23 protein-coding genes are annotated in these 24,885 nt (G+C 61.2%); 2 read left to right on the top strand and 21 right to left on the bottom strand.

All coding sequences use genetic code 11. The annotated features are described in order from the left end of the window. From hisB to hisD, 3 genes are read right to left on the bottom strand one after another with little or no spacing between them, the layout of a single operon-like run. The gene (gene hisB, locus AC2YB9_RS11175) at nt 1–621 is read right to left on the bottom strand and encodes an imidazoleglycerol-phosphate dehydratase HisB (protein ID WP_487265422.1); all 621 of its coding nucleotides are present in this window, start codon (nt 619–621) and stop codon (nt 1–3) included. Then, nucleotides 621–1,697, bottom strand: coding sequence for a histidinol-phosphate transaminase (locus AC2YB9_RS11180; RefSeq protein WP_487265423.1), 1,077 nt, complete (start codon nt 1,695–1,697; stop codon nt 621–623). Before AC2YB9_RS11180 ends, hisB begins: the two co-directional genes overlap by 1 nt. Beyond that, complete coding sequence (gene hisD, locus AC2YB9_RS11185; protein ID WP_487265424.1) at nt 1,697–3,022, bottom strand: histidinol dehydrogenase; 1,326 nt, start codon at nt 3,020–3,022, stop codon at nt 1,697–1,699. The genes AC2YB9_RS11180 and hisD overlap by 1 nt, the downstream gene beginning before the upstream one ends. Nucleotides 3,023–3,081: 59 nt before the next feature. Here hisD and ybaK point away from each other — a divergent pair, with 59 nt between their 5' ends. Next, nucleotides 3,082–3,570 (top strand): Cys-tRNA(Pro) deacylase, encoded by a 489-nt coding sequence (ybaK, locus tag AC2YB9_RS11190; RefSeq protein ID WP_487265425.1) that lies wholly within the window; start codon nt 3,082–3,084, stop codon nt 3,568–3,570. On the opposite strand, the gene AC2YB9_RS11195 is transcribed toward ybaK, so the two are convergent. From AC2YB9_RS11195 to AC2YB9_RS11230, 8 genes are all read right to left on the bottom strand, one after another. Next, nucleotides 3,511–4,032: a hypothetical protein gene (locus tag AC2YB9_RS11195; RefSeq protein ID WP_487265426.1), complete on the bottom strand. Its 522-nt coding sequence runs from the start codon at nt 4,030–4,032 to the stop codon at nt 3,511–3,513. The genes ybaK and AC2YB9_RS11195 overlap by 60 nt on opposite strands. Continuing rightward, nucleotides 4,029–7,556, bottom strand: coding sequence for a DNA polymerase III subunit alpha (gene dnaE, locus AC2YB9_RS11200; RefSeq protein WP_487265427.1), 3,528 nt, complete (start codon nt 7,554–7,556; stop codon nt 4,029–4,031). The genes AC2YB9_RS11195 and dnaE overlap by 4 nt, the downstream gene beginning before the upstream one ends. A gap of 147 nt (nt 7,557–7,703) precedes the next feature. Continuing rightward, nucleotides 7,704–8,510 carry an ABC transporter permease gene (locus AC2YB9_RS11205; RefSeq protein WP_487265428.1) on the bottom strand — a complete coding sequence of 269 codons (807 nt, stop codon included), beginning with the start codon at nt 8,508–8,510 and terminating at the stop codon, nt 7,704–7,706. Next, nucleotides 8,507–9,481, bottom strand: a complete 975-nt coding sequence (locus AC2YB9_RS11210) for an ATP-binding cassette domain-containing protein (protein WP_487265429.1) — start codon at nt 9,479–9,481, stop codon at nt 8,507–8,509. The genes AC2YB9_RS11205 and AC2YB9_RS11210 overlap by 4 nt, the downstream gene beginning before the upstream one ends. A gap of 73 nt (nt 9,482–9,554) precedes the next feature. After that, a complete protein-coding gene (locus tag AC2YB9_RS11215) occupies nt 9,555–10,778 on the bottom strand; it encodes a pyridoxal phosphate-dependent aminotransferase (RefSeq protein ID WP_487265430.1) in 1,224 nt (407 codons plus the stop codon). Between the two features lie 32 nt (nt 10,779–10,810). Continuing rightward, entirely contained in the window at nt 10,811–11,764 is a 954-nt protein-coding gene (locus AC2YB9_RS11220; protein WP_487265431.1) for an RluA family pseudouridine synthase, read from the bottom strand. Then, the gene (gene lspA, locus AC2YB9_RS11225) at nt 11,761–12,291 is read right to left on the bottom strand and encodes a signal peptidase II (RefSeq protein ID WP_487265432.1); all 531 of its coding nucleotides are present in this window, start codon (nt 12,289–12,291) and stop codon (nt 11,761–11,763) included. The genes AC2YB9_RS11220 and lspA overlap by 4 nt, the downstream gene beginning before the upstream one ends. Beyond that, the gene (locus AC2YB9_RS11230; protein WP_487265433.1) at nt 12,264–12,665 is read right to left on the bottom strand and encodes a TraR/DksA family transcriptional regulator; all 402 of its coding nucleotides are present in this window, start codon (nt 12,663–12,665) and stop codon (nt 12,264–12,266) included. Before AC2YB9_RS11230 ends, lspA begins: the two co-directional genes overlap by 28 nt. 60 nt (nt 12,666–12,725) lie before the next feature. On the opposite strand from AC2YB9_RS11230, the gene ileS reads away from it, so the two are divergent. Beyond that, complete coding sequence (gene ileS / locus AC2YB9_RS11235; RefSeq protein ID WP_487265435.1) at nt 12,726–15,872, top strand: isoleucine--tRNA ligase; 3,147 nt, start codon at nt 12,726–12,728, stop codon at nt 15,870–15,872. A 79-nt stretch (nt 15,873–15,951) separates the two neighbouring features. On the opposite strand, the gene AC2YB9_RS11240 is transcribed toward ileS, so the two are convergent. The 10 genes from AC2YB9_RS11240 to ftsW form a co-directional block, all read right to left on the bottom strand. Continuing rightward, nucleotides 15,952–16,752: a DivIVA domain-containing protein gene (locus tag AC2YB9_RS11240; protein ID WP_487265436.1), complete on the bottom strand. Its 801-nt coding sequence runs from the start codon at nt 16,750–16,752 to the stop codon at nt 15,952–15,954. Between the two features lie 101 nt (nt 16,753–16,853). Then, on the bottom strand, nt 16,854–17,144 hold the full coding sequence (locus AC2YB9_RS11245) for a YggT family protein (RefSeq protein ID WP_487265437.1): 291 nt from the start codon (nt 17,142–17,144) through the stop codon (nt 16,854–16,856). 3 nt (nt 17,145–17,147) lie between these two features. Then, on the bottom strand, nt 17,148–17,630 hold the full coding sequence (locus AC2YB9_RS11250; protein WP_487265438.1) for a cell division protein SepF: 483 nt from the start codon (nt 17,628–17,630) through the stop codon (nt 17,148–17,150). A gap of 61 nt (nt 17,631–17,691) precedes the next feature. Next, nucleotides 17,692–18,384: a YggS family pyridoxal phosphate-dependent enzyme gene (locus AC2YB9_RS11255; protein WP_487265439.1), complete on the bottom strand. Its 693-nt coding sequence runs from the start codon at nt 18,382–18,384 to the stop codon at nt 17,692–17,694. Then, entirely contained in the window at nt 18,381–19,175 is a 795-nt protein-coding gene (locus AC2YB9_RS11260; RefSeq protein WP_487265440.1) for a purine nucleoside phosphorylase YfiH/LACC1 family protein, read from the bottom strand. Before AC2YB9_RS11260 ends, AC2YB9_RS11255 begins: the two co-directional genes overlap by 4 nt. Next, nucleotides 19,138–20,283, bottom strand: a complete 1,146-nt coding sequence (gene ftsZ / locus AC2YB9_RS11265) for a cell division protein FtsZ (RefSeq protein ID WP_487265441.1) — start codon at nt 20,281–20,283, stop codon at nt 19,138–19,140. Before ftsZ ends, AC2YB9_RS11260 begins: the two co-directional genes overlap by 38 nt. 162 nt (nt 20,284–20,445) lie before the next feature. Continuing rightward, nucleotides 20,446–21,171, bottom strand: a complete 726-nt coding sequence (locus tag AC2YB9_RS11270; RefSeq protein WP_487265442.1) for a cell division protein FtsQ/DivIB — start codon at nt 21,169–21,171, stop codon at nt 20,446–20,448. Then, a complete protein-coding gene (gene murC / locus AC2YB9_RS11275; protein ID WP_487265443.1) occupies nt 21,164–22,567 on the bottom strand; it encodes a UDP-N-acetylmuramate--L-alanine ligase in 1,404 nt (467 codons plus the stop codon). Before murC ends, AC2YB9_RS11270 begins: the two co-directional genes overlap by 8 nt. Beyond that, the gene (murG, locus tag AC2YB9_RS11280; RefSeq protein WP_487265444.1) at nt 22,564–23,643 is read right to left on the bottom strand and encodes an undecaprenyldiphospho-muramoylpentapeptide beta-N-acetylglucosaminyltransferase; all 1,080 of its coding nucleotides are present in this window, start codon (nt 23,641–23,643) and stop codon (nt 22,564–22,566) included. The genes murC and murG overlap by 4 nt, the downstream gene beginning before the upstream one ends. 3 nt (nt 23,644–23,646) lie before the next feature. After that, a complete protein-coding gene (ftsW, locus tag AC2YB9_RS11285; protein ID WP_487265445.1) occupies nt 23,647–24,876 on the bottom strand; it encodes a putative lipid II flippase FtsW in 1,230 nt (409 codons plus the stop codon). Nucleotides 24,877–24,885: the final 9 nt, after the last annotated feature.

Genomic DNA, 24,885 nt, shown 5'->3' on the forward strand with positions numbered 1-24,885 from the left:
TTAGAGTGCGCCCTTGGTGCTAGGAATGCCACTCTCGCGTGGATCCAACGCGATCGCTTCACGTAATGCCCGCGCGACCGCCTTGAACTGTGCTTCCGCGATGTGGTGCGGATCGCGGCCAGCCAACAGCGTGACGTGCATTGTGATGCCAGCGTGGTGGGCGATTGATTCAAAGACGTGAGCGGTCAACGAGCCAACATACTGCCCGCCGATGATCGCGGTGATCTGTCGTTCGGGCTCACCAGAGTGGACGAAGTACGGTCGACCTGAGACGTCAACAACGGCGGTGGCGATCGCCTCATCGAGCGGGATCGTGGCATTGCCGTAGCGACGAATACCCGACTTATCGCCCAACGCTGTGCGCAGCGCTTCGCCAATGCAAATCGCCACGTCTTCGACCGTGTGGTGCGCATCGATGTGCAGATCACCGGTCGCCTGCACGTTTATGTCCATCAGCGAGTGTCGCGCGAGCGCGGTCAGCATGTGATCGTAGAAGCCGACACCGGTGGAGATCGAGTGCTGACCCGTGCCATCCAGGCTGAGCTCGACCTCGACATGGGATTCGGACGTCTTGCGCTCAATGCGCGCGGTCCGACCGGTGACCTGCTGTTTGTCGGCCATCAGCCGAGCACCTCCAGTAGTGCCTTGTAGAAAAGTTTCATTTCAGCCGGGGTACCGACCGACACACGTAACCAACCGTCGGGTCCAGTCTCGCGGATGAGTACGCCGCGGTCGACAAGACCCTGCCAAATCAAATGTCGATCGGCAAATTGTCCAAACAACACGAAGTTGGCATCGGACGGCGCGGCCTCGATCCCGTGGTGCTCGAACCATTCCACAAGCGCATCGCGGCCGGCGCGCAATTGATCAACTTGATCCAGCAATTCATCGCGGTGCCGCAGTGCGGCCAGCGCAACCGCCTGCGATACCGCAGACAGATGATAGGGCAGTCGTACGATACGCAGCGCGTCGATGATCGAGCGATCCGCCGCCACATAGCCGAGCCGCCCACCGGCCAGCGCAAACGCTTTGCTCATCGTACGGGTCACCAGCAGCCGCCGATTGTCGGCGAGAAGTTCGAGCGCGCTCGGCGTGCCCGCGCGCCGAAACTCGGCATAGGCCTCGTCGACCACGACTATTCCCGGGGCCGCTTCGATCACGGCGTGGATTGTCTCGACCGGCAGCGCCGTCCCAGTTGGGTTGTTTGGCGAGGTCAGAATCACGACATCGGGCTGCACCGCATTGATCAGCGCAACAGCACGGTCGACATCGACGGTGAAATCTTCCTCGCGCTGGCCGGCAACCCAATCGGTATGCGTGTCACGGGCATACTCGGGGTACATCGAGTAGGTCGGCGCAAATGACATCGCCGATCGGCCGGGACCGCCAAAAGCTTGCAAGATGTGCAACATCACTTCATTGGAGCCGTTGGCAGCCCAGATCTGGTCGCCATCGAGGCCGTGCCCAAGATAATCTGCCAGCGCTGCGCGGAGCTCGACCGCTTCCCGGTCGGGATAGCGGTTGAGCCCGGTTGCGACCACCCGCACGGACTCAGCGATATCAGCAGCGACGACAGCACTCGGCGCATATGGGTTTTCGTTGACGTTGAGACAGATGACGTCGGCCATTTGAGGCGCGCCGTAGGGCTCGAAGGCGCGCAGATCAGTGCGGATCGGCACCCAGTCTGGAATCGGCATCAGGCACCGCCGCCGGACAAACGCTTGAGCCGGACCGACACCGCGGCACCATGCGAGGGCAAATCCTCAGCGGCGGCAAGCGTGACGACGTGATGACCAACCGTCCTAAGCGCGCCCTCGGAATAGTTGACGACGTGCATGTTCTTGCAAAAGGCACGCACCGACAATCCCGAAGAATGGCAGGCGCACCCTGCGGTCGGAAGCACGTGGTTCGACCCCGCGCAGTAGTCACCGAGCGAGACCGGCGTGTGCGGACCGACGAAGATCGCTCCGGCGTTGACAATCCGCTCGGACAACTCTTCGGCGTCTTCGGTCTGGATCTCGAGGTGCTCGGCGGCATAGGCATTGGCAACATCGACCGCCTGATCGAGGTCGCGTACAAGAACAGTCGCGGACTGCCGACCGGTCAACGCGGTGCTGATGCGTTCGTGGTGACGGGCCGCCGGGACTTGGCGTTCGAGCTCGGCATCGACGGCATCCGCAAGCTGTTCGCTGTCGGTGATGAGCACGCTGGCGGCGATCGGGTCATGCTCGGCCTGGCTGATCAGATCGGCTGCGACGAACTCGGCGTCGGCACTGGCATCGGCGATGATCGCAATCTCGGTCGGACCGGCCTCGGCGTCGATGCTGACGGTGCCCTGCAAATAGCGTTTGGCGGCAGCAACATAGATGTTTCCCGGCCCGGTGATCAAATTGACGGGACGGCACGGGCCCGCACCATAGGCAAACATCGCGAGCGCCTGCGCTCCCCCGGCGGCATAAACTTCGTCGATCCCAAGCAATGCACACGCGGCAAGGATCGTCGGGTGCGGCAATCCGTCGAACTCGACTTGTGGCGGGCTCGCCAGCGCGATCGAGCGTACGCCGGCAACTTGGGCCGGCACAGCGTTCATGATGACCGTACTGACAAGTGGCGCAAGGCCGCCCGGCACATAGAGCCCGACTCGCTGCATCGGGACGATCCGCCGCTCAACCCGTGCACCGGGCGCGACCTCGGTGGTCAACGTGTCTTCGAGTTCGACCGTGCAGGTGGCACGCAATCGGGTAATCGATTCCTCAAGTCCAGCACGAACCGCAGGGTCAAGTTGCGTCAAGGCATCGGCGAGGGCGTCGGCTGGAACAGCCAATGACGCCGGGCGAATCCGGTCGAACTTCTCACCGGCATCAAGCACCGCGTCAGCACCGCGAGTACGTACGTCTTCGCAGATCGGACCGATGATCTCCACCGCATGGGCCACATCGAACTCGGCCCGCGGCACGGCGTCCGCATAGTCATCAATAGAGCTGTCGGCAGGGGAACGTCGGAGGTCGAGGCGTCGCATCACCCGGCCCATTCTACGGAGTACCCGCCCCGGCCCGGCCCGCACATGAGTTTAATGGACCTGTGGCCAAACCTGCAGCATCGGACAGCACCCCCGCTACGGCTTTTCTGCACCGTGCGGAGGTCTCCTTTACAGCGCATTCGTATCGTCACAACCCCCGCGCGAAGTCATATGGACTGGCGGCGGCCGAAGCGCTCGACCTCGAACCGAACCTGGTGTTCAAAACGCTTATGGCCGAGGCCGATGGTGAACTCGTCGTAGCAATCATTCCAGTGACAATGACGCTCGATCTCAAGGCACTGGCCGAAGCAGTGGGCGCGAAACGAACGCACATGGCCGATCCGCAGACCGCGCAACGTGCGACCGGTTATGTGCTCGGCGGCATCTCGCCGATCGGCCAGAAGAAAAAGCATCGGACGGTGCTTGACGCGTCGGCCGAGTTAGCGGACGAGGTTTTCGTCTCCGGCGGCCGCCGCGGGCTGAACGTGCGGCTAGCTCCCGGCGACCTCATCGCGGTGACGGGTGCGATCGTCGCCCCGATAGCCCGCTGAATAGACCGCGACGAACAAACCGATCAAGGCAAAAATCGGCCAGATGACAAATGGCCCGAACGAATCTACGGCCAGTTTCTGCGGAATCGACCCGCCAACAGCAACACCCTTGACCGTGGCCGGATCCGGCGGACCAAAATGCACCCCAATCTGCCAGGTGATGAGCGCGGCAGCGAGTGCGACGAGCGGGAACACCGGGACGCAACGCCAGCCCCGATCGCGTTGGCTGATGCCCGCAAATAACCCCCAGCCGAACGAAACAACGATACCAATCAGAATGAACGTCACGATTACGCTGAATCGACCCTTTGCGGCTTCCTCGTCCAAGATGATGCCCTGCGCGGTCACCTGCCATTGCGCCGGCTGCGCAAACACAATCCACGCGATGCCGCCTAGGATGCCGAGCAGTAGATCGACACCGATCCATTTGAGCAGCGAGTTCATACCGGCCGTTGGACTCATGCAAGACACCGTGGTCCGAGGAGTTCTTTGAGGTCAGCCATCAATGACGAAGAAGGAGTCACCCGCAAAGCATTGTCCAACCGCATCACCTTGGTCGAGGCGGGTCCAACCAAGCGCAAGTGAACCTCCGCAACCCCCGGGTGCACGCTCAGCACTTGCTTGAACTTTTCGATCGTGTCGTGGGTACAGCGGGCGACCGGGATGGTCACCGTGACGGGCGCTTCAGCGCCACCCAGATTGAGCGCTGGCAGCGTCACTTCCGAACCAGTCAGGTCGATGCCTTCGTCGTTGCGACGGATCCGTGCCTTGACCACCACGACGGTGTCGGGATACAGCGCTGTCGAAGACAGTTGATAGGCCGCGGGGAAGATCATGATCTCGGCCGCGCCTTCCAGGTCCTCGAGTGTGATCGAAGCCCAGGCATCGCCCTTCTTGCTCATGCGGCGTTGAACGCCCGTGATCAGACCGCAGAGACGTACGGTGCTGCCATCGGGCCGATCGGTGTCGGCGAGGACTTCACCAATCGTGCAATCACTGCTGGCGCGTAGGACATGCTCGAGGCCGAACAGCGGATGATCGGAAACATACAAGCCGAGCATGTCGCGCTCGAAAGCGAGCAGTTGAGTCTTTTCCCATTCGGGGATGTCAGGGATTTTGATGGTGATTCCCGCGTGTTCGTCCTCGGTGCCACCGAATAGCGAATCTTGATGCTCCGAGCCCTTCTTGAGCACGGAGTATTGCTCGACCGCGTCGTCAGCGATCGTCGTGAGCGAGCGCCGATGGTGCCCCAGAGAATCGAAGGCGCCGGCCTTGATCAAGGAGTCGACAACCCGCTTGCTGCACACGTGCGGCGGCACCTTGTCAAGGAAATCGGTGAAGTTCTCAAACCCACCTTTTTCTTCGCGGGCGCGGATGATCTCGCCAACGACATGCTCGCCAACATTGCGGATCGCGCCCATGCCGAAGCGGATGTCCTTGCCGACCGAAGCGAAGTTGGAGACCGACTCGTTGACGTCGGGGGGCAGCACCGTGATGCCCATGTGGCGACATTCATTGAGGTAGATCGCCGATTTGTCTTTGTCACCGCGGGTACTGGTAAGCAGCGCAGCCATGTATTCGGCCGGATAGTTGGCCTTCAGATAGGCGGTCCAGTAGGAGATAACTCCGTAGGCGGCGGAGTGCGCCTTGTTGAACGCGTAGCCCGAGAACGGCAGCAGGATCTCCCACAGCGTGTCGACTGCCTTTTGCGAATAGCCGCGCTCGAGCATCCCGTCTTTGTAACCCGCATACTGCTCATCAAGCTCAGACTTCTTCTTCTTGCCCATTGCACGACGCAACAGATCGGCCTGGCCAAGCGAGAACCCAGCAACCTTCTGCGCGATCGCCATGACCTGCTCCTGATAGATAATCAGGCCATAGCTGGTGGACAAGATCTCCGCTAGTGGCTCTTCGAGCTCCGGATGGATCGGCGTGATCTCCTGCCGACCGATCTTGCGCAACGCATAGTTGGTATGCGAATTGGCACCCATCGGGCCGGGTCGATAGAGCGCGATGAGTGCCGAGATGTCCTCAAAACTATCGGGTTTCATCAACCGGAGTAGCGCGCGCATCGGCCCGCCGTCGAGTTGGAACACGCCAAGCGTGTCGCCCTGAGACAGCAGCTTGTAGGCGGCCGGATCGTCGAAGGTCAGATCCTCGAGCACCAGATCGACGCCAAGGTTGGCCTTGATGTTGACGAGCGCGTCATCGAGGATCGTCAGGTTACGCAGTCCGAGGAAGTCCATCTTGACCAGCCCGAGCGCTTCGCACATCGGGTAGTCGAACTGGGTGATGATCGCGCCGTCTTGCTCGCGCTTCATGATCGGCACAATGTCGATCAGCGGATCGCTGGACATGATCACACCGGCGGCGTGGACGCCGGTTTGGCGAATTTGGCCCTCAAGACCTTTGGCGGTTTCGAAGATCTTGCGGACTTCGGCGTCGCTGTCGTGCAGAGCACGAAATTCGGCCCCGTCGCCATAGCGTTGGTGATCAGAGTTAAACAAATCAGTCAACGGGACGCCTTTGCCCATGACATCGGGCGGCAATGCCTTGGTGATTTTGTCGCCCATCGCGAACGGATAGTCGAGCACACGTGTGGCGTCCTTGATCGCGGCCTTGGACTTCAACCGGCCAAAAGTGGCGATCATGGCGACGCGTTCGCTGCCGTACTTGTCGCTGACGTATTGGATCACTTCGCCGCGACGGCGCTCATCAAAGTCGATGTCGAAGTCGGGCATTGAGGGGCGCTCAGGGTTAAGGAAACGCTCAAAGATCAACCCGTGCGTCAGCGGGCAGAGGTCGGTTATGCGCAAGGCGTATGCGGCGATCGACCCGGCGCCCGATCCACGTCCAGGCCCGACCCGAATGCCATTGGCCCTGGACCAGTTGATGAAGTCCGCAACAACGAGGTAATAGCCGCAGTAGCCCTTGTTCCGTACGACGTCGAGTTCCATCTCCGTACGGGCCCGAACCGCGTCGGTGATCCCGTCGGGATAACGCTCTTCAATGCCCTCCCAGACCTGTTTGACGAACCAGGACTCTTCGGTGAAACCCTCCGGGACATCGAACCGGGCCATGTAGCCACCGGTCGACGGCACGAACTCGACCTCACACCGCTCGGCAATCAGCAACGTGTTGTCGCAGGCCGCCTTGAGATCGTTCTTGTCCTCCCACAAGGAGCGCATCTCGGCGGCGGACTTGATGTAAAAATCGTTTGCATCGAATTTGAACCGGTTGGGGTCAGCCAGGGAACTACCCGATTGGACACACAGCAAAGCCGCGTGTGCTTCGGCATCTTCGGGCGCGGTGTAGTGCGAGTCATTCGTGGCGATCGGCGGAAGGTTGAGGTCCTTCATGAGCCGGAGCAGACCCGCGCGCACCTGGGTCTCGATACCGAGCCCATGATCCATCAGTTCGAGGAAGAAATTTTCTTTGCCGAAGATGTCTTGGAACTCGGCTGCCGAGGCACGGGCCTTCTCGTAATTGCCGATGCGCAACCAGGTCTGGATCTCGCCCGACGGGCAACCTGTCGTTCCGATAATCCCCTTGCCGTAGCGCTGCAACAGATCGCGATCAGCACGCGGTTTGCGGTACTGGCCTTCAAGGCTCGCATAGGAGCCGATCCGGAACAGATTGTGCATGCCCTCGGTCGTCTCCGATAACAAGGTCATGTGTGTATAGGCACCACGGCCGGCGACATCGGCATCTGGAGTGCCGTTGTTCCACAGAACCGCCTTCTTCTGCGATCGCGGAATGTTGGGGGTGAGGTAGGCCTCCAAACCGATAATCGGTTTGACCCCGGCGGCCTTCGCCTTGGAATAGAAGTCGTAGGCCCCGTGGAGGTTGCCGTGATCGGTCATCGCAATCGCCGGCATACCCAATTCGGCGGTGCGTTCGAACAGCGGTCCAAGCAGTGATGCACCGTCCAGCGGCGAGTATTCGGTATGCACATGCAAGTGCACAAATGATGAATCACTCGACATATGGGCAGCGTCCTCCTTAGGAAAAAATGCGGGGAAGACCTCCAGCCTAATGGAGGTCCCGGCTAGTTTGGAGCAGGCGCGACTCGCGCCCTACCTTTCCGTCATTGTCGCCCTTTGAGGACCCCAACGCGGCAAGGTATTCGGCTCTCAGCGGCGGCTCGTCAACTGGTACTGACGAACCGAGAGCGGCACGAACACAGCCACAATCAACAGCACCCAGCCGAGTGTGTAGAGCACTGGATGTTGCATTGACCAGACATCAGGCACCGGCATCGAAGCACTGGTGTTGCCGAAAAGCTCCCGTGAAGCCTGCGTGACCGCCGACACCGGATTCCATTCCACAAAAGTGCGTAGCCCACTGGGGAACGACTCGAGCGGCACAAAGGCATTGGACACAAAGGTCAGCGGCATGATGACGATGAACGACGCGTTGTTGATGACTTCCACGCCCGGTACGAGCAGACCGACATAGGCCATGACCCAACTGATCGCATAGGCAAACAGCAGAAGCAACAAGAATGCCGCCGCTGCCTTGAGCGCGCCCTCACGGATGCGCCAGCCGACGAGAAGACCGGTTAGCGCCATGATCGCCAGCGACAGGATGTTATAAACGATGTCCGAACTGGTCCGACCAACCAACACCGCCGAGCGCGACATTGGCAATGAGCGGAATCTGTCGATGATGCCTTTTTGCATATCTTCGGCCAGCCCTGCGCCAGTGAAAGTCGCCCCGAACACAACGGTCTGCGCGAAGATGCCACCGATGAGAAATTCGCGATAATTGACGCCGCCACCCGGATCGATCGCACCGCCAAAGACGTAGGCGAACAACAGGACAAACATGATGGGTGACAGGAGCACAAAAATCAAAATCTCCGGGACCCGTTTGATTTTGATTAGATTGCGTTTTGCAACAACCCAGCCGTCGACTCCGGCGCGCATTGCGTTGTTCATGGTGCTTCCTCGCTGACTTCGTCGACGACTGTTTCGGTGGCACGACCCGTCAGGCTCAAAAACACGTCGTCCAGAGTTGGCCGACGAAGACCGATGTCCAGAACCGCGATGTTTTGGGCTTCCAGTTGGTCGAGAACCATGCGTAATTGCGGCGCTCCACCGGCAACTGCGGCGGTCAAGGACCGACCGTTGTCCTCGACTTGCACGGTGCCGATCGCGATTGCGGCCAAGATCTTGCTAGTTGCCTGCCGCGCCGATGCGTCGGCGAGGACCAGGTCTATCCGCTCACCACCGGTCTGCGCCTTGAGCTCATCAGCAGTGCCGTGGGCGATGGCGCGGCCATGGTCGATGACGACAATGTCGTCGGCAAGCAGATCAGCTTCTTCCAAATATTGGGTCGTGAGGAGAACAGTAGAACCAGCAGCAACCAGATCACGGATGACCGTCCACATTTGCTGACGGCTTCGAACATCCAGACCGGTCGTCGGCTCATCGAGAATAAGGACCGGCGGCTCGGCAACCAGCGCGCCCGCCAGATCCAGCCGTCGTCGCATACCGCCGGAATAGGTCTTAGCTGGACGATCGCCGGCATCAGCTAAATCAAATCGCTCAAGTAATTCACGCGCACGCCGCGCCGATTTGGCGCGGCCGAGCCCATAAAGCCTGCCGACCATCTCAAGATTTTCATAACCCGTCAGATATTCGTCGACTGCCGCATACTGGCCCGAAAGTCCGATCCGGCGGCGAACCCCATCGGGATCAGTTGCAACGTCGATACCGGCGATTTCTGCCGTGCCACCGTCTGCTTCCAACAAGGTCGCAAGAATGCGCACGGCAGTGGTTTTGCCGGCGCCATTCGGCCCCAGCAGCGCCAATACCTTGCCCTCGGGAACGTCGAGGTCCAGCCCCGACAAAGCTTCAACGCCTTTGTATTTTTTGATCAGACCGGTCGCCCGGATCATGCCACTCATGCGTGTCCCTCGTTCGCCGTTTGTCGTCACGGAGAATCCTGCCTCATCGTGCCGACACTTTCGCGTCGAGCCGTTAGGCCTGGCTGTAGGAGCTCAAGAAATTGCCGAACCGCTGAATTGCCTCGGTTAGATCGCGAGCCCATGGCAGCGTCACAATGCGTACGTGGTCCGGCTGGGGCCAGTTGAAGCCGGTGCCTTGGGTTAACAGAATTTTCTCTTGGAGCAGCAGATCGAGGACGAGTTGCTCATCATCCTTGATCGGATAGACCTCAGGGTCGAGCCGCGGGAACACATACAACGCACCCTTGGGCTCGACCACCGTGACACCCGGGATCTTGCGCAACTCGGCAACTGCGGTGTCGCGCTGCTCAAGCAGCCGTCCATCGGGCAGGATCAACTCGTTGATGCTCTGATAGCCGCCGAGTGCCACTTGGATTGCATTCTGCGCTGGCACGTTCGGGCACAACCGCATTGAGCACAGCAAGGTGATGCCCTCAAGGTAGTCACGCGCGCGTTCGAGCGGGCCCGTTGCCACGAGCCAGCCAGCACGATAGCCACACACCCGGTAAGCCTTCGAGAGGCCGTTGAAAGTCAGGCAGAGCACGTCCGGGGCGACCGAGGCCATCGGTATGTGCACCGCATCGCCGTAAAGGATCTTGTCGTAGATCTCATCGGCCAGCAGGACGAGATCATGCTCACGCGCGACCGCGGCGATCTGCTCGAGCGTTTCGCGCGAATAGACCGCGCCGGTTGGATTGTTGGGGTTGATCACGACGATCGCCTTGGTGCGATCGGTGACCTTTGATCGGAGGTCTTCAAGGTCTGGATTCCAGCCGTTGTCCTCATCGCAGCGATAGTGCACCGGATGACCGCCGGCCAGATTGGCGACGGCGGTCCACAGCGGATAATCCGGCGTCGGAATCAGCACTTCGTCACCGTTGTTGAGCAGCGCCTGCAGCGAGATCTGGATCAGTTCGGAGGCACCATTGCCCAACCAGACGTCATCAACGGTGATCGTCGGAAAGCCCTCACGCAGCTGATAGTCGTGAACCACAGCACGGCGGGCGGACTGGATGCCGCGCGAATCGGAATAGCCCTGAGCGGTTGGCAAGCCGGCAATGACGTCCTGCAGGATCTCGGCGGGAGCGTCAAAGCCAAACGGCGCGGGATTGCCGATATTGAGTTTGAGAATCCGATGTCCCTCGGCCTCCAAGGCGGCGGCTCGAGCACTGACGGGGCCGCGGATGTCATACAGGACATCCTTCAACTTGTCGGACTGCTCGAAAAAGGAACTCATGGGTTCAGTTTGTCATGGCCCAAGCGGCGCGCTCAGTCCAGATTGCGGATGAGGTCCAGTGCCGATTGCAGGTCATCGGGATAACCGGACTCAAATTCAATGTAATTGCCGGTGTGTGGATGAATGAAACCCAATTTATGCGCGTGTAGCCACTGCCGTTCAAGCCCAACTTTGGCCGCCAAGGTCGGGTCCGCTCCGTATTGCAGATCGCCGACACAAGGATGTTTCAACGCACTCATGTGCACACGAATCTGATGGGTGCGGCCGGTTTCGAGTTTGATCGTCAGCAGGCTCGCATAGCGATGTGCCTCAAGCGTGTCGTAGTGCGTGATGCTGGCGCGGCCATCGGCACGAACGGTGAACTTGAAATCGTGTTTGGGATGACGCGCAATTGGCGCATCGACGGTCCCGGTGGACGGATCCGGGTGACCCTGTACGAGCGCATGGTAGGTCTTGTCGACCGTCCGATCGCGGAATGCCTGCTTCATGACGGTGTAAGCGTGCTCGGATTTTGCGACCGCCATCAACCCGCTGGTGCCGACGTCGAGTCGGTGCACGATGCCACGGCGCTCAGGTGCGCCCGAAGTCGAGATACGGAAGCCGGCGGCGGCCAGGTGCCCGAGCACGGTGGGACCGGTCCAACCAACGCTGGGATGTGCCGCGACGCCGACCGGCTTGTCTACCACGACGATGTCATCGTCGTCGTGGATGATGTGCAGATTGTCGACCGCTACCGGGACGATCGTCGCGACTCGTGGGGCCGGAATCGAGGCCTCAATGATTGACCCGGGTAACACCCGATCGGACTTGGCTGGCGGTGCACCGTCGACCAGAACGTGGCCGGACGCCACAAGTTCGCTGGCCCGCGTACGGGACAAGCCCAACAGCCGTGCCAATGCGCTGTCAACGCGTTCACCGGCAAGACCTTCAGGAATGCGTACGACTTTGCGTTCCAATGCGACCGACGCGGTCTCCTCGACGCTCATCGGCTGCCATCGATTCCGACGCCGCGCCACGTGCGCCAAACGATCGTGAGAGCGGCCAAGGTCAGGGCAATGTCAGCGACGTTGAATACCGGCCAATGACTGATGTGCAGGAAATCAACGACATGGCCACGGAACGGCGCAGGCTCGCGGAAGATCCGATCGGTGACATTGCCGAGCGCGCCGCCGAGCAACAGGCCGAGGCCCACCGCCCAACCACGATCGCGCAGCTTCGACGCCGCCCGCAGCACAAACACACACACGACGATCGCCACCACGCTGAGCACCGCGGTCATACCCGTTCCCATGCTGAACGCCGCGCCGCCGTTGCGGGTGAACGTCAGTTCGAAAACCTTGGGGATCACTGTGAGCGGGTCATGGCCGTCGAGTTTGGCAACGGCAAGCGCTTTGGTGGCTTGGTCGAGCAGCCATACAGAAATGGCCACCAACAAGAACAGTCGAATGTAGGTCGCCGTGGGTGGATGTGTATGGCCGCCGGTATTCAGCGACGCTCCTCGCGCTTTTTGCATGTCATGCATAGTGTCGCACGCGGAAACGCCATCAGTCGCATCTTGCCGATCGCTTCGTTGCACACCTCGCACGTTCCGTAAGTGCCCGACTCGAGCCGACCGAGCGCCTTTTCGGTCTGCAGCAGGAGTTCACGCTGATTGGCTTGCAAGGACAGCTCCGAATCCCGCTCGACACTCGACGAGCCCACATCGGCCTCATCATTACCAGCGGCGTTGACCCCCTCACGGAGCAAATCTTGAAGATCGCGGGCCGACGCGTCGAGTTCTTCGCCCAGTCGGATCCGGTCTGCGGTGAGTTCGGCAGTGACGGTCTTGCGTTCATCGGCGGTCCACGGGTCCTCGTCGGGGCGGACGGCCAACTTGATCTTTGACATGCGGGGAGAGTAGACCGACCGGGGGCTAGACTCAACTCCAATCGCCGTAGAATCAAAGTTGTGTCTGAACGCGATGAAAAAGTGCCCGGCTACCGGCCCGTCCCCACCCACGTCGACCTGCCCCAGCTCGAGCGCAACATCATGGCGCTCTGGTCCCGCGACGACACCTTCGCGGCGAGTCTGAAGACCCCCGAGGGGGCACCGCGCTGGACCTTCTATGAGGGCCCACCGACTGCCAATGGCATACCCGGAACCCATCACGTCGAGGCCCGTGTCTTCAAGGACGTATTCCCCCGTTTCAAGACCATGCAGGGCTATCACGTGGACCGTAAGGCTGGCTGGGACTGCCACGGATTGCCCGTTGAGATCGCGGTTGAAAAAGAGCTCGGCTTCAACGGCAAGCCCGACATCGAGGCCTACGGAATCGCCGAGTTCAATGCCAAATGCCGCGAGGCAGTGTTGCGCAATGTCGACCTGTTTGAGGAAATGACCGACCGCATGGGCTATTGGGTCGACATGTCCGACCCCTATCGCACGATGGAGCCTGCTTACGTCGAAAGCGTGTGGTGGGCGTTGGCACAGATCTTCAACAAGGGACTACTCACCGAGGATTTCCGCGTCGCACCCTATTGCCCACGCTGCGGCACGACCCTCTCCGACCACGAGCTCGCTCAGGGTTATGAAGACATCACCGATCCATCGGTCTTCGTACGTTTTCCACTCACGTCTGGTCCCTGGGCTGGCACCGCAATGCTGGTGTGGACCACAACGCCATGGACGCTGGTATCCAACACCGCCGTCGCCGTTAACCCCGATGTCGATTATGTCGTCGCCACAAAGGACGGCGAATCGCTCATCGTCGCGGCACCGCTCGTCGAGAAGGCGCTCGGTGAGGACTGGAAGGTCGGCGAGACGGTACGCGGCCGCGACATGGAGCGCTGGACCTATCAGCGGCCCTTCGATCTGGTTCCCTTCCCAAGCGAGGCGCATTACGTCGTTCTCGCCGACTACGTCACGACCGAAGATGGCACCGGTCTGGTCCACCAGTCCCCCGCCTTCGGCGCCGACGATATGGCGGTCTGCAAGGCGTATGGGCTGCCAATCGTCAATCCGATCACCACTGATGGACACTTCGAGGCCGAGGTGCCGCTCGTCGGTGGCGAGTTCTTCAAGACGGCCGACAAAAAGCTTGTCGCCGATCTGTCCGCGCGCGGCCTGTTGTTCCGCGAGTTGGCCTACGAGCACTCCTATCCGCACTGCTGGCGCTGTCACACGCCGCTGATGTATTACGCGCAGCCCGCCTGGTACATCCGCACGACCGCGATCAAAGATCGGCTGATCGAGGAGAACAACGACACCAATTGGTTCCCCGAAACGATCAAGCACGGTCGCTATGGCGACTGGCTCGACAACAACATCGACTGGGCCTTGTCGCGCAACCGATTCTGGGGCACGCCGCTGCCGATCTGGCGCAATGATCAAGACCCAACGAAGCTCATGTGCATCGAGTCACGTGCGGAGTTGTCGGAGCTGACCGGTCGCGATCTGAGCGCGCTCGACCCACACCGGCCGTTCATCGACGACATCACCTTTGAAATTGACGGCACACCCGGCACCTACCGTCGTGTCCCTGAGGTCATCGACGCGTGGTTCGATTCGGGCTCGATGCCATTCGCGCAGTGGGGCTACCCGCACGTCGAGGGCTCGAAGGAGAAGTTCGAGCGGGCCTATCCGGCGCAATATATCTGCGAGGCGATTGACCAGACGCGTGGCTGGTTCTATTCACTGATGGCGGTCGGAACCCTCGTGTTCGACCAGAGTTCGTATGAGAATGTCGTCTGCCTCGGCCACATCATGGCCGAGGACGGCAAAAAGATGTCCAAGCATTTGGGCAACATCTTGTTGCCGATGCCGCTCATGGATGAGCACGGCGCCGATGCGTTGCGCTGGTTCATGGCCTGCTCCGGCTCGCCGTGGTCACCGCGCCGGATCGGCCACTCTGCGCTGTCAGAGATCGTGCGCAAGGTCCTGCTGACTTACTGGAACACCGTTGCCTTCCACGTTCTGTATGCCAACACCGAGGGCTGGACTCCGGCCAGCGAGACCCCCGCAATCGCGGACCGGCCGCTGCTCGATCGATGGCTGATCTCGCAGGTGCACGAACTCAATCGGGATGTCACCGAGTCGATGGAACGTTTCGACACACATCAGGTCGGCGTTCGGATCGCACGCTTCATCGACGAATTGTCCAACTGGTACGTCCGTCGTTCGCGGCGCCGCTTCTGGAAGGGCGATCCGGCTGCGTTCGCGACGCTGCACGAGACGATCGATATCCTGACCCGGCTCATGGCCCCGTTGACACCGTTTATCGCCGAGCAGGTCTGGCAGGACGTCATCCGATCCGTTGACGCCGATGCTGCGCCATCGGTCCACCTGGCTGACTGGCCGGTGCCCGATGAGTCGCTGATTGTCGATGGCTTGGGCGCTCAGGTCGATATGGCCCGCCGCATCACCGAGCTGGGCCGCGCTGCACGCGCAGAGTCCAAGGTTCGTACGCGCCAACCCCTGCGGCGCGCATTGATCGGCTCCCACGCTTGGCAACAGTTGGGTGAAGAACTACGCGCCCAGGTTTGTGAAGAGCTCAACATTGGTGCGCTCGAATCGCTCGGCAACGCAGGTTCCGATCTCGTCGATTTCAGCGCCAAGGCTAATTTCCGCAATCTCGGCAAACGCTTTGGCAAAGACACTCCTCGGGTCGCTGGCGCAATCGCCGATGCCGATGCGGCCGCACTTGCGGAAGCGCTATCGTCCGACGGCGCGGCATCGGTTGTGCTAGACGGGCAGTCAATTGACGTCGACCGCGACGACGTCATCATCTCTGAACGGCCGCGCGAAGGCTGGTCGGTTGTTAACGAGCAAGGCGAGACCGTGGCGCTGGACCTGGAGCTCGACGATCAGCTTCGTCGCGCGGGGCTCGCTCGCGAGGCTGTCCGGCTCATTCAGGAAGCCCGTAAGTCCTCCGGTCTGGAGGTCAGCGATCGCATCACACTGGAGTGGACTGCAACTGGCGAGCTGGCCGAGGCACTCCGCACCCACACTGATGAGATTGCCGAAGAGGTACTTGCCGCCAGCATGAGCGAAACTGCTGGCGCCTCGAACGTCGTCGACACCGATCTGGGGCTGTCGTTCGATCTGCGCAAGGCCTGATTCACGCGCGTAGCCAATCCAATACACAGAACGGCCCCGGTTCCTCAGATGAGGAGCCGGGGCCGTTCTCGAATTGACCTCAGAGGTTGTTGTCGTCGTCGCCAAGCAACGAACGAATACGCTTGGGCGAGGCATCGGCGGGAGCATCAACGGGATCAGATCCGGTCTTCTCCTGCGCGGCCAAGCCGTCGAGCTGGCTCTGGAAGTAGTTCTTCAGGCGGGCACGGTATTCGCGCTCGTAGGCCCGCAGGTGCTCGACATCGCGCTGGAGTTCGAAGCGCTCGCGCTCGATAGTGGCCATGGCCTGTTGGCGACGCTCCTTGGTCTCCTCGTCGAGCTTCTGCGCACGAATGCGAGCATCGGTTTCCAGTCGATCGGCTTTGCCACGCGATTCGTTGTTGAGTCGCTCGGCCTTCGTACGTGCCTCACCGACGATTCGATCGGCTTCATCCTTGGCCGATTCCATCAACTGATCGGCGTTGTTCGACGCAATCTCGAGCAGCCGCGCAGCGGCAGACGAGGCCTCGCCCATCGTCGCGCGGGGCCGCTCAACCACTGGGGCCGGCTCAGGCGCGGCAACCGCGACTGGTTCGGGTTCAGGAGCAGGCTCGGGGACTTCTGGGGCAATGTCAACCGGTGCCTGCTGAGCGGGCACCGATCCGGTCGTGGCCGGAGCCGTGACGGCCGGCATCAGACCAGTCTGTTCACCGGACGAAGCGGCAGTGACTTTGGCGCGAAGTTCTTGATTCTCGACCGTAAGCCGCTCAAGTTCAGCCTCAACCTCATCAAGGAACTGATCGACTTCGCCCATGTCATAGCCCTCGCGGAGTCGGACAGGAGTAAAACGCTTGTTGCGTACGTCCTCGGGCGTCAACGGCATGAGTTCACCTCAAATTTGTTTCACATGAATAGGACAATTCGGGTTCCACCGTACTCTGTAGCCGGTCACTTCTGCCACACGGTCTAGGTCCGGTCGGATCTTCAGAAGAATATCGCGCGATTCACCGCTTGAAGCACGTAGATGCCCACCAGGAGGATAAGCGGCGAGAAGTCAATCATTGCCCCACCCAGACGTGCCGGCGGTATGACACCTCGGATCGCGCGCAAGGGTGGATCAGTCAACGAATAGAGCGCCTCACAGAGCACTGCAACGGCCCCTTTTGGCCGCCATTGACGGGCAAACATCTGCACCCAATCAAGCACAAACCTTGCCAACAGGATCAGAATGCACGCGAACAGGACGAAGTCAATGACCTTGCCAACAGCTACCACGACTCAGGTCTGGTCGTAAAAGCCGCCGGCAGCGATCCGCTGTCTGTCCTCGTCCGAGACGAGCACATTTTCTGGCGACAACAGGAACACCTTGGCCGTGACCCGATTAATCGAGCCGTGCATGCCGAAGATTAGTCCCGCAGCGAAGTCGACCAAGCGTTTGGCATCGGTGTCATCGATCTCCGAAAGATTCATGATGACCGGCACTCCCGAACGGAAGTGCTCACCGATTGTGCGCGCGTCGTTGTAATTGCGCGGCGTTACCGTTTCGATCCTGGCCAGATCGCTTCGTGCCGCAGCAGCAGGGCTGCGACGATCGGTAATGCTCGTGACGGGAGCCGGCGTGCTACGGGCCGCGGCCGCTCGTGGAGCTTCGGCCCTCGGTGTCGGGGCTGCGGGCTCGGTGTAGTCATCGAACTCGTCATCGAAGTCGGACTGCTCGACGAGGCCGAGGTATTCACCAACTTTGCGCATTGCGCCAGCCATGAGGTCTCCGTACGTTCGATATGTGTAATGGTGCGTAGTCACAAGAACTACATGTTCGAGATTACCTGAGTGGAGGCCGCTCGCCGAGCACCGAACGCCCAATTCGCAGGTGTGTCGCGCCGGCCTTTATCGCAGCCTCAAGATCGCCACTCATCCCAGCCGAGATAGTTGTTGCTTCGGGATGATTACCCCGCACCTGCTCAGCGATTCGTGCCAGTTGGGCGAAAGCCACCGCCGGATCGGCGCCGAGCGGCGCGACCGCCATGACTCCCCCGAGGTTCAGGTTGTCGGCACTCGCGATCCCATCTGCAATCGCATCAACGGTGTGCGGGTCAGCACCCGACCGTCCCTCGTCATCGCTGAGTGCGACTTGAACGAGGCACTCGAGCGTGCGGCCAGCAGCGGCCGCGCCGTTGTCAAGCGCGCGTACGAGTTTGATTCGATCGACGCTGTGGACGACATCGGCGTAGCGCGCAACCGCGGCCGCTTTGTTGGTTTGCAGCCCGCCAACGAAGTGCCAATGCAGGTCGGACGCCTGCACAGCGTCGAACTTGTCGCCAGCCTCTGGGTGCCGGTTTTCGCCGACATCGCGTATGCCGAGCCCCGCCAACAGGTCGACGTCGCTCGCCGGATAGGTCTTCGTAATCACAATGAGCCGCACCTCTGAGCGCGGTCGATCCGCTTCGGTGCAGGCTGCGGCGATGCGCGTCTCAACGTCGTGAAGGTTCGCTTCGAGTTCGTCGCGGCGGGTCATGATTCGTCCGGATGGAGCAGAATGATCGCACCTTGGCGGCCCGAGCGTGCGCCCTGACGACGGTAGGAGAAGAACTGTTCGTCCTCGATCGTGCACGCACCGGCCCCTAGATCGCTGACGCCGACATCCTCGGCGGCTAGCTGGGCCAGGATGCCAGCGCCGACGTCAAGTCCGGCGCTGCCCTTCGACGTCCGCGATCGAGCCGCGGGAATCTGCGCGCTGATCTCATCGACCATCTCCTGCGGAAGTTCGTAGCAAGCGCCACAAGCACGTGGTCCCAGCCAGGCTTGAATCCGCGTCGCGCCCCGCGCGCGCATGGCTCGTACGGTGGCCGGCGCGATCTCGTTAACAAGTCCCGCGCGACCGGCGTGCACGACCGCGATCAAGCGTGCCCTTGGATCGGCCAGCACGATCGGCGTGCAATCGGCTACGCGTGCGACCAGCCCGACGCCGGTGCGATCAGTGATCATCGCATCGGCAATCGGAACGTCCTCGTTCGCGTCAATGAATGCGATGGTCGAGCCGTGCACCTGACTCATCGTGCGAGTCACCGGAACGTCGATTGCTTCGGCTAGCGTCGCAAGGTTGCGGCGTATGAGTTGAGGGTCGTCGGCGCCTTCTTCGGCCGGTGTCGAGCCGCCAAGGTTCAGCGATTCATACGGTCCGGCGCTGTGCCCGCCAACACGGGTGGTGAAGGCGAACTCGACCGGACCGAGCGATCCGCGGGAGAAGAACAACGGACTGGGCCCTTCCTCAGCGAAGGAAATCGGGTATGTCGAGATCGTCGCCATAATCGACCGGCATCGGCTCGACCGGAGCCGTCGCTGGCGGGCCGTCCAGATGCCGGTTGGGTGCAAGGTAGGACGGCGAAGACTCGGGCACCGGCTCGGCGACCGGCTTGTCGACATCAAGATCGCGCAACAGCGCTGGCTTCGCGACATCGCGATTCTTCGGTTCACCACCGTCGAAGCCAGCGGCAATGACGGTGACTCGAACCTCATCGCCGAGGGCGTCATCAATAACCGCACCGAAGATGATCTTAGCCTCGGGATGGACCGCGTCGGCGACCAAGCCGGCCGCCTCATTGATCTCGAATAGGCCGAGATCGGAGCCACCGGCGATCGACAGCAGCACGCCGCGTGCACCTTCGATCGAAGCCTCGAGCAACGGGCTGGAGACAGCCATTTCGGCAGCGACCGCAGCGCGATGTTCGCCACGCGCCGAGCCGATGCCCATAAGTGCCGAGCCAGCATCGGACATGACCGACTTGACGTCGGCAAAGTCGAGGTTGATGAGCCCTGGTGTGGTGATGAGTTCGGTGATTCCCGAAACGCCTTGCAATAGGACTTGATCGGCTTGGCGGAACGAGTCCAACAGGCTGACGTTCTTGTCGCTGATCGACAGCAGCCGGTCATTCGGAATAACAATGAGCGTGTCGACTTCTTCGCGCAGCGCCTCAATGCCGGCGTCGGCCTGGCCCGAGCGGCTGCGTCCCTCGAAACTGAAGGGTCGGGTGACAACACCGATCGTCAGCGCACCCAACGAGCGCGCAATGCGCGCCACGACCGGCGCGCCGCCGGTGCCAGTTCCGCCGCCCTCACCGGCGGTGACGAAGACCATGTCAGCACCTTTGAGTGTGGCTTCGATCTCCTCTGCATGGTCCTCGGCGGCCTTCGTGCCAATCTCCGGATTAGCACCGGCGCCAAGTCCACGGGTCGATTCGCGGCCGACGTCCAGTTTGACGTCAGCATCGCTCATGAGGAGCGCTTGGGCGTCCGTATTGATGGCGATGAATTCGACACCTTTGAGGCCGACCTCAATCATGCGATTGACGGCGTTGACGCCGCCTCCGCCGATACCGACAACCTTGATCACGGCGAGGTAATTCTGTACAGCCATCGCGTGCGAACCTTTCCTAGAATTGCGCTTCGGGATCAGCCCCTGGAAACCCTAACCCTCAACTCGAGGGTTATAGTTATGTCAACCTGAACACTATAAAAGTTACGTGGCGCGGACCGAAGTTGGTCGCCGACACGCCGCATGCTCGGTCAGTTTCGTGAGCTACTTGCGAGTTGTTGGCTGTTCGGGCGCCGAGACGTCATAGGTTCTCGCCTTGATCTTGAGCAGCGGCTTCAAAACGGTGATTTTTGCGGTCGAATCTGCCGCGCTCCCCCAGCGAACCGTCCGGCCTTTGGTCAACGCCAACTCAACGGAATCTTTCGTACCAGCCGTGACATGATCGATCGACGATTCGAGGGCGGTGTCCTTGGCATGAATCCTGCCGATCACCTTGGTTGCCTCGACCATTGCGTCTTGCCGGCGCTTCGGCGTATTGGCGGTGATTCGAATTTCGATGAGCTCCTTGGGCGGCTTCGCATACGAACGAAAATCCACACCGAAGCGATCAACACCCCGGATCGTCGTGCCGTCACGAATCCATGCGATCGCATGACGCTCGCGAATGTTCACCGTGATTGTGTTCGGCCAATGCCTGCGTGCGTCAACCGATTCGACCCTTGCCAACAGCGACACATGTGACTCGATCTGCGTCGTATTCACCCGAACCAGTGGCTGACCCTTTGGAACCGCAGCGGCAAATTCGACGGCGTGCGGCTTAAGCGTCTCGGTGCCGTTGATCTCTACATTACGCACGCCGAATGTCGCCGAGAACCAGAACAACCAGATCAGCGTCCCGGCGCCCAGTAACGCGAGGATCACGATCAACCAGAACCTGATGCGGTGCCAATGGCTGGCCCGACGGCGTTGCGTGAAGCGCTGCTCAGTCATCGGCACCGAGCCGCGTGAGCACTTTGGGGCCAACGGTCGTGATGTCACCGGCACCGAGGGTCAACAAGACATCGCCAGGTCGCAATCGCGCGAGCAGGACTTCGTCCAGTCGCTCAATCGGACCACCGACGACAGCGGGCGTTCCGACCACCGCATCGACAATAAGTTGCGCAGTAACTGCTGGATCGGGATCCTCGCGGGCCACATAAATGTCGGCCACCACGACATCATCAGCGGCGGACAGTTCGAGTCCCATCCGGCCGCCATAGAGCCGCGTACGGCTCACCAGATGTGGCTGGAATGCCACCACCAGCCGGCTCGGCCCGGCGATTGCGCGTGCCGCCGCCAAATCGCCCCTGATTTCAGTCGGGTGATGCGCATAGGAATCATAAACTTTAATGCCGCCGGCCGCACCGAGGAATTCCATGCGGCGACGTGCACCCTGATGAGCGGCGAGCCCGCGCGCCAGAGCGTCGAAGGAATACCCCAGCTCGAGGCCAGCGCCGAGCGCGAGCATCGCATCCTGGGCGTAATGCCGCCCCGTCACCTGAAGTTCGACGCGGCCGAGCTCAACGCCATCGCGGCGCACAGCAAATCCAGTATGCGTGCCGTCAATCACCAGCTCATGGGCGTGGAGTGAGGCTGACTCAGCAAATCCGGCAGTCATCACGCGCAAACCACGAGCGCGGGCGGGCTCGGCCAATGCCGCCGCAACGGGATCATCGGAACAGATGATCACAAACTCGCCGATATGCGTGATGAACTCAGCAAATGCCGCATCGTAGGCCGCAACCGTGCCGTAATTGTCCAGATGATCGGCATCGACATTCGTGACGATCGCGCCGGTCGGGGTGTAGACCAAGAAAGCCCCGTCGCTCTCATCGGCTTCGGCGACGAAGACATCACCGCTTCCGATCCGGGCATTCGTGCCAAGACTCTCGACTTCGGCCCCAATCGCAAACGATGGATCCGCGCCGGCGGCCATCAGTGCCGAGGTCAGCATCGCGGTCGTCGTGGTCTTGCCGTGGGTGCCGGCGACCGCGACCGTGCGATGGCCAAGGAACACCGACTGAAGTCCGGCCGAGCGCGGCCACAGCCGAGCGCCCGACGCTGCAGCGGCGAGAATCTCAGGGTTATCCGCCCGTACGGCAGTTGAGGCGATGACCGTGTCGGCGCCATCGACATGAGCGGCGTCCTGGCCAACGAAACAGGTGATCCCCTCAGCCCGGAGTGCGGTCAGTACGGCCGAATCCTTGGCATCACTGCCGCTCACAGAGATGCCCTGCGCATGCATGAGTCGCGCGATCGCAGATAAGCCCGCGCCCCCGATGCCGATGAAGAACACCTTGCCCAACTGATCGGCGGGCGGGATGTCGTTGGGTACGGGGAGTTTCATCCTCGCGCCGCCGCGAGGACCATCTCGGCGAGCTTGCGATCAGCATCACGGGCCACAATTCCCGAGGCCGCCGCAGACATCGCGGCAAGCCGATCAGGGCGCGTGATCAACGGTATGACGACCTGATCGATCCAGGCCGGCGTGAACGCATCATCGTCGATCAGTAGTGCACCGCCGGCTTGGACCACCGAATTGGCATTGAGCGCCTGCTCACCGTTGCCGATCGGCAACGGAACAAAAGCTGCCGGCAGGCCTACTGCGGCCACCTCGGTCACTGTGTTGGCACCCGAGCGACACACGATCAAATCGGCGGCCGCATAGGCCAGATCCATCCGGTTAATGAACTGGCGCACTACATACGGCGGATCCCCCGGGCGCGGCTGCAGGTCGACTTCATCGGGCCGGCCAGCCGCGTGGAGGACCTGAATACCGGCGGCAGCAAGATCGACAGCAGCAGCCGACACCGCGTGATTGATGCGTCGGGCCCCCTGCGATCCGCCGGTGACCAGCAATGTCGGACGATCCGCATCGAGCCCGAAGAAAGCACGCGCCTCGGCCCGTTTAGCGACTCGGTCAAGCGACGAGATCGCCCGGCGAATCGGCAATCCGGTGTAGACAGCATGCCGCAGCGGAGTGTCCGGGAAACTGGTGGCGACATGTGTGGTGAAACGCGCACCGAGCCGGTTGGCGATGCCGGGCAGTGCGTTGCCCTCATGGACGACCAGCGGTGTCTTGCGGCGACGAGCGACCAGATAGGCGGGCACAGAAACGTAGCCACCAAAACCCACGACTACATCGGGCTTAACCCGGTCGAAGACCGCTGCGGTTGCCCGCTTGGCAGCGCGCAACCGACCAGGGAGGCGCAGCATTTCCACACCGGGTTTGCGCGGCAGCGGCACTGGTGGCACCAATTCGAGTGCGTATCCCGCTTCGGGAATCAGTGTGACCTCAAGCCCGCGAGCAGTCCCAAGGCAGGTGATGCTGATGTCGGGCTCAAGCTCCACCAGCGCCGCAGCGGTGGCCAGTAGCGGTGAGGTATGACCGGCAGTTCCGCCGCCGGCAAGGAGTACACGCACGAGCTATCTCCTCTGGAGGGTGGGCAGGCGACTCCGCAGTGACCCGCGCCGTTTGCGACTGGCCGCAAGCGCGCGTCGCGCCCCCGGCTCGGTCTTGGCGAAATTGACCAACAGCCCCAACGCGATCAGTGTCGTCAGCAGACTGGAACCGCCGTAGGACAACAGCGGCAACGGGATGCCGATGACGGGAAGCAGCCCGAGCACCATGCCGATGTTGACAACTGCCTGCGTCATGAGCCAGATCGTGATGCCGGCGGCCGCATAGCGGACGAATTGGTCCTTCGTACGAGTGGCAATGCGTACACCTGTGTAAGCGAGCAACATGAACAGAATGACGACGACGAATGTGCCGAACAGCCCGAGCTCCTCACCGATCACGGCCAAGATGAAGTCGGTGTGCGCTTCGGGAAGGGTCCCCCATTTTTGCCGGCTTGCACCAAGCCCAACGCCCCAGAAGCCGCCGGTGGCAAACGCCATCATGCTGTGCACCGATTGATAGCCTGCCGCATCAGCACTCGACAGCGGGTCAAGGAAGCTGAGCAGCCGCACAACGCGGTGCGGCGCCGTGGCTACGAAGAACACCAGCAACGCGCCGATCGTGAGTGCAACGCCGCCCATGTATTTGCCTGGCAGCCCCACGACCCACAGCATGCCGACGATGGCGGCGAACAGGACCAGAGCCGTGCCGAGATCCCCTTGACCCACAACGAGCAGCGTAACGAGGCCTGCGACGGGGATCAGCGGCACCAACAGGTGTCGCGGATTTCGAAGTAGTTTCTCCTTGCGCGCATAGAGGTCCGCAGCCCACAGGACGATTGCGAGCTTGGCAAACTCGGACGGCTGAATCTGAAAGCCACCGAACAACGGCAACCAGTTGCGGTTGCCGTTGACGGTGAGGCCGAGCGGAGTGTAAGTCGCCAAGATCAGCACGGTCGTGCCGACCAGGACCGGGTAGACGAGTTTGCGCAAAGTCGTGAGGCTGATATTGGCAGCGATCGCGGCACCGATGAGGCCCACAACGGCGAAAATCAACTGCCGTTTGAAGATGTAAAACGAATCACCGAATGCCTGAAGTGCGAGCACCGAGCTGGCGCTGAGAACCATGATCAGGCCAAGCCCGAGCAGGATCGCGCCAACGCCGAGGATCAGTTGATAGGAGGCGAGCGGGCGTTCGAGGATTTTGCGGGCCGCGGTCAACATCGTGCGGACTGGCTGTCCGCCGCTGTCGCTCATGCTGCCTCC

It is taken from the genome of Aeromicrobium changchenzhani (genome assembly GCF_057586615.1).

Coding starts and splice junctions, on each gene's coding strand:
- hisB (WP_487265422.1), bottom strand. CDS start 621: ATGGCCGACAAACAGCAGGTCACCGGTCGGACCGCGCGCATTGAGCGC.
- AC2YB9_RS11180 (WP_487265423.1), bottom strand. CDS start 1,697: ATGCCGATTCCAGACTGGGTGCCGATCCGCACTGATCTGCGCGCCTTC.
- AC2YB9_RS11195 (WP_487265426.1), bottom strand. CDS start 4,032: ATGAGTCCAACGGCCGGTATGAACTCGCTGCTCAAATGGATCGGTGTC.
- dnaE (WP_487265427.1), bottom strand. CDS start 7,556: ATGTCGAGTGATTCATCATTTGTGCACTTGCATGTGCATACCGAATAC.
- AC2YB9_RS11205 (WP_487265428.1), bottom strand. CDS start 8,510: ATGAACAACGCAATGCGCGCCGGAGTCGACGGCTGGGTTGTTGCAAAA.
- AC2YB9_RS11210 (WP_487265429.1), bottom strand. CDS start 9,481: ATGAGTGGCATGATCCGGGCGACCGGTCTGATCAAAAAATACAAAGGC.
- AC2YB9_RS11215 (WP_487265430.1), bottom strand. CDS start 10,778: ATGAGTTCCTTTTTCGAGCAGTCCGACAAGTTGAAGGATGTCCTGTAT.
- AC2YB9_RS11220 (WP_487265431.1), bottom strand. CDS start 11,764: ATGAGCGTCGAGGAGACCGCGTCGGTCGCATTGGAACGCAAAGTCGTA.
- lspA (WP_487265432.1), bottom strand. CDS start 12,291: ATGCAAAAAGCGCGAGGAGCGTCGCTGAATACCGGCGGCCATACACAT.
- AC2YB9_RS11230 (WP_487265433.1), bottom strand. CDS start 12,665: ATGTCAAAGATCAAGTTGGCCGTCCGCCCCGACGAGGACCCGTGGACC.
- AC2YB9_RS11240 (WP_487265436.1), bottom strand. CDS start 16,752: ATGCCGTTGACGCCCGAGGACGTACGCAACAAGCGTTTTACTCCTGTC.
- AC2YB9_RS11250 (WP_487265438.1), bottom strand. CDS start 17,630: ATGGCTGGCGCAATGCGCAAAGTTGGTGAATACCTCGGCCTCGTCGAG.
- AC2YB9_RS11255 (WP_487265439.1), bottom strand. CDS start 18,384: ATGACCCGCCGCGACGAACTCGAAGCGAACCTTCACGACGTTGAGACG.
- AC2YB9_RS11260 (WP_487265440.1), bottom strand. CDS start 19,175: ATGGCGACGATCTCGACATACCCGATTTCCTTCGCTGAGGAAGGGCCC.
- ftsZ (WP_487265441.1), bottom strand. CDS start 20,283: ATGGCTGTACAGAATTACCTCGCCGTGATCAAGGTTGTCGGTATCGGC.
- AC2YB9_RS11270 (WP_487265442.1), bottom strand. CDS start 21,171: ATGACTGAGCAGCGCTTCACGCAACGCCGTCGGGCCAGCCATTGGCAC.
- murC (WP_487265443.1), bottom strand. CDS start 22,567: ATGAAACTCCCCGTACCCAACGACATCCCGCCCGCCGATCAGTTGGGC.
- ftsW (WP_487265445.1), bottom strand. CDS start 24,876: ATGAGCGACAGCGGCGGACAGCCAGTCCGCACGATGTTGACCGCGGCC.